We start from the raw sequence: 6,085 nt of genomic DNA, 5'->3' as shown, positions 1-6,085 counted from the left end.
GGCGATCCTGCAACGATTACGAAAGAATCCGCTCTTTCGTGTGTTGCGCGTCGATAAGTTGACCATTCAGGCCCTCGCACACACGCTGCGCAGCTTACTCCTGGAAGACTGGGCCGCCGTTCCCGCCATTCACATGATCCGCATGACCGCGGAAGAAATCCGGGCGCGCGCCGCAAACTTATTCCCAGGCTGTGATCTCATCTCGGGCGAGTCTCTCGTCGGAGGAGGTTCTACTCCGGACCAGTCCATCGCCACCTTATTAGTTGTCGCCGCAAAGACCCATGCGGCGCGCATAGAAAGCGAGCTTCGCGCGTCTACCCCTGCTGTAATCGCCCGAATCCGGGATGATCAGGTCGTGCTCGATCTACGAACAGTTTTTCCGCAAGAAGAACACGCGCTGAAAGAAGCGGTTATGCGCGTTCCTGGTACGTGCCTTCGGCCGTATTGATCCGAATCTTCTCGCCTTCCAGAATGAAAGGCGGAACCTGGACCACCAGACCGGTTTCCATCTTGGCGGGCTTAGTTACATTCGAAACGGTAGAGCCTTTCAGTCCCGGCTCGGTCTCCATGACAGTCATATCGACGGTGGCGGGTAACTCCACGCTGATCGCTTTGCCGTTGTAGAACTCGACATGCACGCGCAACTCCGGGATCAAGTACTCGACCGCATCGCCGAGGATATCCTTGGTCAGATGAAGCTGCTCGTAATTCGTCGTGTTCATGAAGTAGAAGTATTCGCCGTCGTCATATAAATACTCCATCTCCACTTCATCGAGAATCGCCCGCTCGACTTTGTCTTCCGACGAGAACCGGTGCTCGATCATCGAGCCGCTCTGCAAATTGCGCATCTTGGCTTGCACGAAGCCCCGCAGGTTGCCGGGCGTCCGGTGATTCACACTAAACACGGAAAACAAGTCGTTATTGAACTTGACGACCATACCCGGCCGCAATTTCGTCGCTGGAACCATAAAGGACTAGTATAGCGATCAGAGAATGGGAATCCGCATTATCTCCCGAACTATCCTCGCATTATCTCCGCATAAACCAAACAAAACCTCACCCCGAACTATCCTCGCATTATCTCCGCCTAAACCAGACAAAACCTCACTCCGAGCCCGACCGAAAGGGAGGGTCCTACTCACGCCACCGCTCACTCCGCCGCGATTACCGGTATCGGAAATCTGTATTCGCCCCGGAACACTTCGCCGAACAGCTCGAGAGTTTCATCATGTATCAGTCCGTTATCCACCAGTAGATGCGGCGAGAGTAAGTCGTGTGGCCGGCCTTTCATGTCGCTGACCCTGCCCCCCGCTTCCGCAACTAACAGCCGCCCCGCAGCCATGTCCCACGGGTGTAACCCGAACTCCCAGAAAGCCTCCAGACGCCCACAAGCTACATAAGCTAGATCGATCGCGGCTGATCCCCCGCGGCGAACTCCGTGCGTCGTCATCGCTAACTGGTGATAAAAGTGAATGTTGATGTTGAGATGCCGCTTGCGGCTTGGAAAACCCGTCGAAACAAGACTTTCGTCCAGACGACGCGCCTTGGAAACCTCAATCTTCGCACCGTTCAGCGTAGCTCCCGCGCCCTTCTCCGCGGCGAACATTTCGTCCCGGGTAGGGTCATACACAACCCCCGCAACCATCTCGCCGTCGCACTCGCAAGCCAGGGTCACGTTATACACGGGGTAACTATGAGCGAAGTTAGTCGTGCCGTCTACCGGGTCCACATACCAGCGGTAGCGGCCATGGTTCTCATGACCCCCGCCTTCCTCAGCCACGATCGAATGATCCGGAAACCGGGAAGTTAGCCGCTGAATGATCAATTTCTCCGAGGCCCGATCGGCTTCTGTAACTAGATCGAAGTCACCTTTCAGTTCGAATGCCACCCGGCGCGTAAAGTACCCGGACAGCATTTCTCCGGCTTCTCGGGCGATCTCCAACGCCGCATCAAGATAAGTGGAAGACATCAGACTGCGGGCTCTATTTCCAGCAGGTACTTAATGTCGTGCTTGAACACGAAAAGGTTAGGCGCGTTCGTGCGTGTGACGCGAATGAAGCTGGCGTCGAAGTATTCGACTGTCCCATCAATCCACTCGTTGTCCTTTAGCTTGATGCGCACCGGCGAACGGCGGTCTACGAGGTGCTTGAGAAATCGAGCTTCTTCCTGAGTATGTTCCGGCGCTTTGGCGCCGCTCTTGGCGGAATGCGACATGGCGGTTGTGCTACGGCCGATAACGAGTGGTTCCGGACGACACCGTAGCGGATTCCCCATAGTAGCCAGCGCGGGTGGAGATACGCAAACCGGGCCGGCTGAGCTGCACGGAAATGCGGTGGAACGGATCGGGCGGAGGCGGCGACACCGCGGCCGGATAATAGGCGATGAAGTACTGCGTGCGGAGTTCGTCGATAATGCGCGCGAAGGCATCGTCGAGGTCCGGCCCCAGCGTCGCCAGAGAGACGCGCCCTCCCGTGGACGCCGCCATCGTCGTTAGCGCGTTCTCGCCGCCGATACTGCGGCCCGCGTCGTTTTCGATCGGGATGATCAGGATCGGATAGATGACGATGTCCGCGCGCTGAGCCGCCCGAACCGCGGCCTGATAGTCTTTCGTGCTCGTCGTGTCGGCCCCGTCAGTCACGATGACCAGAACGTGACGCCCATCGCGGTCGTACAGTTCGCCCGAAGCCAGATAGATGGCATCGTAGAGGGAAGTACCGCCTTCGCCATGCAAGCCCCGAAGTTCGCGTTCAATCTGACTCGCGTTGTGTGTGAACGGGGCACGCTTGACCACCTCCCAATTGAAGCTGTAGAGCGAAGCGCGGTCGAGATCGTTGCCGCTGCCGAACAGAGCGCGCACGAAGCGGCTGACCGAATCCACTTCGGACTTGAGATCTTTGGCCGTCGACCCGCTGTTGTCGATCAGAATCGAGACGGACAGCGGCTGATTACTCGTGCGCTCGAACAACGAGATCTTCTGCGGATTGCCATTGTCGAAGATCGTGAAATCTTCTTTGTGAAGGTTCGTCACCAGCCCCCCCGAAGCATCCTTCACGGTCGCAAGCAGATGAACCAGGCGAACGTTCACGGTCAGCGTCGGGTCCTGCGCGAGGGCCGTGACTGCGAGCCCGATCGCCGCCAAGGCTGTGGCCGCGATAGGTGCCCTGACGACCCCGAAGTCCCCACTCTGAGCCGCGACAGTAATGAAGCTGGTGCTCCGGAAAGGAAATCTTCGAATGCCGTTTACCGCGCGAGAGCGGAACGTCCCAAACCGCGTTTTCATTCCCCAGGGTGGCCGCTGGCCATGTGTGGTTAATCGGCGGCCAACACTTACTTTATCGTTTTGCCGCATCTTCAACCTTCAGATCCCAATCGCCCTCCACCCAGATTTCACCTCCCTCGAAGTGTTCTTTCTTCCAGATAGGCACGCTGGATTTAAGCCGGTTGATCGCCTCGGAACACGCGTCGAAAGCCGCCTGGCGATGCGGTGCGGCGACCACAATCACCACGCTCGCTTCCCCGATCGCGAGCTTCCCCAGACGATGAACGATGGCCACCTCCCCGATCGCATGCTTCCCTAGTAAGTCGCGCCGCAGGTCTTCCATCAGCCGGAGCGCCATCGGTTCGTAGCACTCGTACTCAAGAAATCCGGTCGGCTGCCCTTTGGTGTTATCTCGAACGACGCCCTCGAACGTAGCCACAGCCCCGTCCGTCGGGCGTTGCACCAGACGCACCAGCGCGCGCGCGTCGATAGGATCCCTTGTTAGCGAAACGAGAACGTCCGAGCCGCCGCTGACCGGCGGCAGGAAAGCGATCTCATCGCCCGGTTCCACCCGCGTCTCGAACGCCGCGAACTCGTGATTCCGCGCGGCGCGCACGTGCGGCCGATGCGCTTCCAGACGAGGAAAACGCGCCGCGAAATCATCCCAGATCGAACCGAGCGAAGCCGCTTCCGATGCCTCGAAATCATGGGCCGCGAACCCGGTCGCGTCCTTCAGTTGACCGAAGAAAAGGACGTGTACTTGCATGGACGGGGCCAAGTGTAGCAGACGGGCTATCCCGCTCATTGCGTTACACTTTTTTGATGCCGGAGTTCGAAACGCGCGTGCGCGTGCGCTACGCGGAAACCGATCAGATGGGCGTCGTTTATCACGCGAACTACCTGGTCTGGATGGAGGTGGCGCGCGTCGATTGGTGCCGCGAGATTGGCTTCGATTACCGTCACATGGAGGCCGTGGACGGCGTCGTGATCGCCGTCGTGGAAGTGACCTGCCGCTATCTGTATCCCGCCCGTTTCGATGACGAGATTGCCATTCGGATCGAGGCGATCGAGAGTACATCGAAACTCTTGAAGTTTCGCTATGATATGCGCCGCGCGTCGGATGGGCGCGAGATTTGCACGGCGGAGTCCATGCATCTTTACCTGAGTAAGGACCGGTTTCGGCCGATCCGGTTGCCTGAGAAGTATCGGGCCGCGTTCGGCGTGAAGTAGTTATTACGTGAAGTAGTTCCCGAGCCGCTCGACAGAAACCGTCCGGACCTGCGAAATCTTAAGCCGCAACGGCTTTGAAAGAGCACCCGCCGGAAGAGAAAGGGTTAGCGGGAACCCTACCGCTGGGGCTGACTGTTTGAACGCTCACAAGCCGAACGATAGGAGCTTACTTAATCCAACCTATCCGGCCATTCACCAACCTCCTCCACCCAAATCCCAAACCCCCTCAACAACTTACCCCCGAATTACCCCAAACTCCACCCATCCCCTCTGCTATCTCTAAGTCGAACCACCTCGAAAATCCGACTTACAGAGAGTTCCCACCATGGCACTTACCACCGCTTTCCAACGCAAAACCGGTCTACTCACCGAATTCGCCGACACACCCGCGGGACTCGCCGGCGCTCCCGCTCTGCTTCCGGACGGCAAACCCAACCTGAAACCGCGCGCCTTCAACGCCCTCAAGCACGGCCTCACTGGTGTCAATCTCTTCATCAGCGCCGACGAGATCCCCTTCTATGCCCAGATGGGTATGGACTTCTTCCGCGAGATCCGCCCCGTCGGCACCCGTGAAATCGCCTACGCGCAATTCCTCTTTGAAGGGACCTGGCGCCTCAACCGCATCCGCTCCGTCGAGAATGATCTGTTCTGCTTCAAGCCCGAAGACGAAGCCGGCAATACCACCTCGCGGCCACCCGGTTGGGAGCGCCAGGTCAATGCCTATCGTGAGGACTTCCGCCGCATCGACCTCATCAGCCGCTATGAAAGCCGCATCGTTCGCAATTGCGCGCGCATCGAAGCCGAACTCGACAAACTCCAGAAACGGCGCGGCCGGAAACAGCTCTTCGACGAGAAATCGAGCCCCGCGATCGCCTGGTACCAGCGCCTGCTCAGCGCCGTGGCCACCCTCGAGCAAGCCAATTCCCCGGACCCGCAAGCAGCCGGACCCGCCCCCGACGAACCGCCCAAAAACAGTAACAAAACGGTCGATCGCAAACCCGTAACTCCAACCGCTGCAGCAGGTTCCAACGAAATCTCGTTTGGTAAAAAACACTCGCCGCCGCTGCCGGATTCCGCCCCGCCACCGCTCCCCCGCGCTCCGAAACCAAAAGCGAAGCATCAGAAAGCCGCCTGAATCCATCCCGCATTCACCAAATCGCAACCAAACTGACCTCAAACCTTCACTTGACTCCAATCGCAATTTGCAATATGCTTATCACAGATTGCAATGAAGCTCGGTGAAAAGCTTCGCTACCTCCGCGAGATGGAAGGCGCCCTCCAGAATCTCGGCCGCGCCATGACCCAGCAGGAAGTCTCGCGCGATATCGAGAAGAAGCTCAAAAAGAAGCTCTCGCAGTCGTACCTGTCACAGATCGAAAGCGGCCAGCGCCCGCATCTCACCAACACCACGCGGCTGCTGCTGGCCCGCTACTTCGCCGTTCACCCCGGCTACCTGGTCGATGATCCGGAAGGGTTCGAAACCGAGCTCACCTCCGACGTCGGCGTCCGGGAAGATAAGTTCGATCTCTGGCTGGTCGAAGGCGCCGAGCGGTTCCGGCGGGACCCCGCGGTTAGCGGCGCCTTGCTCGCGCTCGC

At 58.6% G+C, this 6,085-nt stretch carries 8 protein-coding genes and 1 pseudogene; 4 read left to right on the top strand and 5 right to left on the bottom strand.

The features are described 5' to 3' along the window. Positions 1 to 448 (top strand): annotated as a pseudogene (locus H1Y01_RS16220) (L-seryl-tRNA(Sec) selenium transferase); the annotation flags it as partial. On the opposite strand, the gene efp reads toward H1Y01_RS16220, so the two are convergent. The 5 genes from efp to H1Y01_RS16195 form a co-directional block, all read right to left on the bottom strand. Then, complete coding sequence (gene efp / locus H1Y01_RS16215; protein WP_180541552.1) at positions 411 to 968, bottom strand: elongation factor P; 558 nt, start codon at positions 966 to 968, stop codon at positions 411 to 413. The pseudogene H1Y01_RS16220 and the gene efp sit on opposite strands and share 38 nt — an antisense overlap. Before the next feature lie 182 nt (positions 969 to 1,150). After that, complete coding sequence (locus H1Y01_RS16210) at positions 1,151 to 1,969, bottom strand: inositol monophosphatase family protein (protein WP_180541551.1); 819 nt, start codon at positions 1,967 to 1,969, stop codon at positions 1,151 to 1,153. Continuing rightward, entirely contained in the window at positions 1,969 to 2,214 is a 246-nt protein-coding gene (locus H1Y01_RS16205; protein WP_180541550.1) for an RNA chaperone Hfq, read from the bottom strand. The genes H1Y01_RS16210 and H1Y01_RS16205 overlap by 1 nt, the downstream gene beginning before the upstream one ends. A 10-nt stretch (positions 2,215 to 2,224) precedes the next feature. After that, the gene (locus tag H1Y01_RS16200; protein ID WP_180541549.1) at positions 2,225 to 3,280 is read right to left on the bottom strand and encodes a VWA domain-containing protein; all 1,056 of its coding nucleotides are present in this window, start codon (positions 3,278 to 3,280) and stop codon (positions 2,225 to 2,227) included. A 52-nt stretch (positions 3,281 to 3,332) separates the two neighbouring features. Next, positions 3,333 to 4,025, bottom strand: coding sequence for a molybdenum cofactor biosynthesis protein (locus H1Y01_RS16195; RefSeq protein WP_180541548.1), 693 nt, complete (start codon positions 4,023 to 4,025; stop codon positions 3,333 to 3,335). A 56-nt stretch (positions 4,026 to 4,081) separates the two neighbouring features. On the opposite strand from H1Y01_RS16195, the gene H1Y01_RS16190 reads away from it, so the two are divergent. The 3 genes from H1Y01_RS16190 to H1Y01_RS16180 form a co-directional block, all read left to right on the top strand. After that, positions 4,082 to 4,489 (top strand): acyl-CoA thioesterase, encoded by a 408-nt coding sequence (locus H1Y01_RS16190; protein ID WP_180541547.1) that lies wholly within the window; start codon positions 4,082 to 4,084, stop codon positions 4,487 to 4,489. Between the two features lie 325 nt (positions 4,490 to 4,814). Next, the gene (locus tag H1Y01_RS16185) at positions 4,815 to 5,624 is read left to right on the top strand and encodes a hypothetical protein (RefSeq protein WP_180541546.1); all 810 of its coding nucleotides are present in this window, start codon (positions 4,815 to 4,817) and stop codon (positions 5,622 to 5,624) included. A gap of 93 nt (positions 5,625 to 5,717) precedes the next feature. Further along, the coding region (locus H1Y01_RS16180) for a helix-turn-helix domain-containing protein (protein ID WP_180541545.1) at positions 5,718 to 6,085 on the top strand (368 nt) is incomplete at its 3' end.

Origin of the sequence: Nevskia soli (assembly GCF_903970205.1) — a bacterium.
GTDB lineage: Bacteria > Acidobacteriota > Terriglobia > Bryobacterales > Bryobacteraceae > Bog-113.
This window is presented reverse-complemented; position numbering and strand designations above follow the sequence as displayed.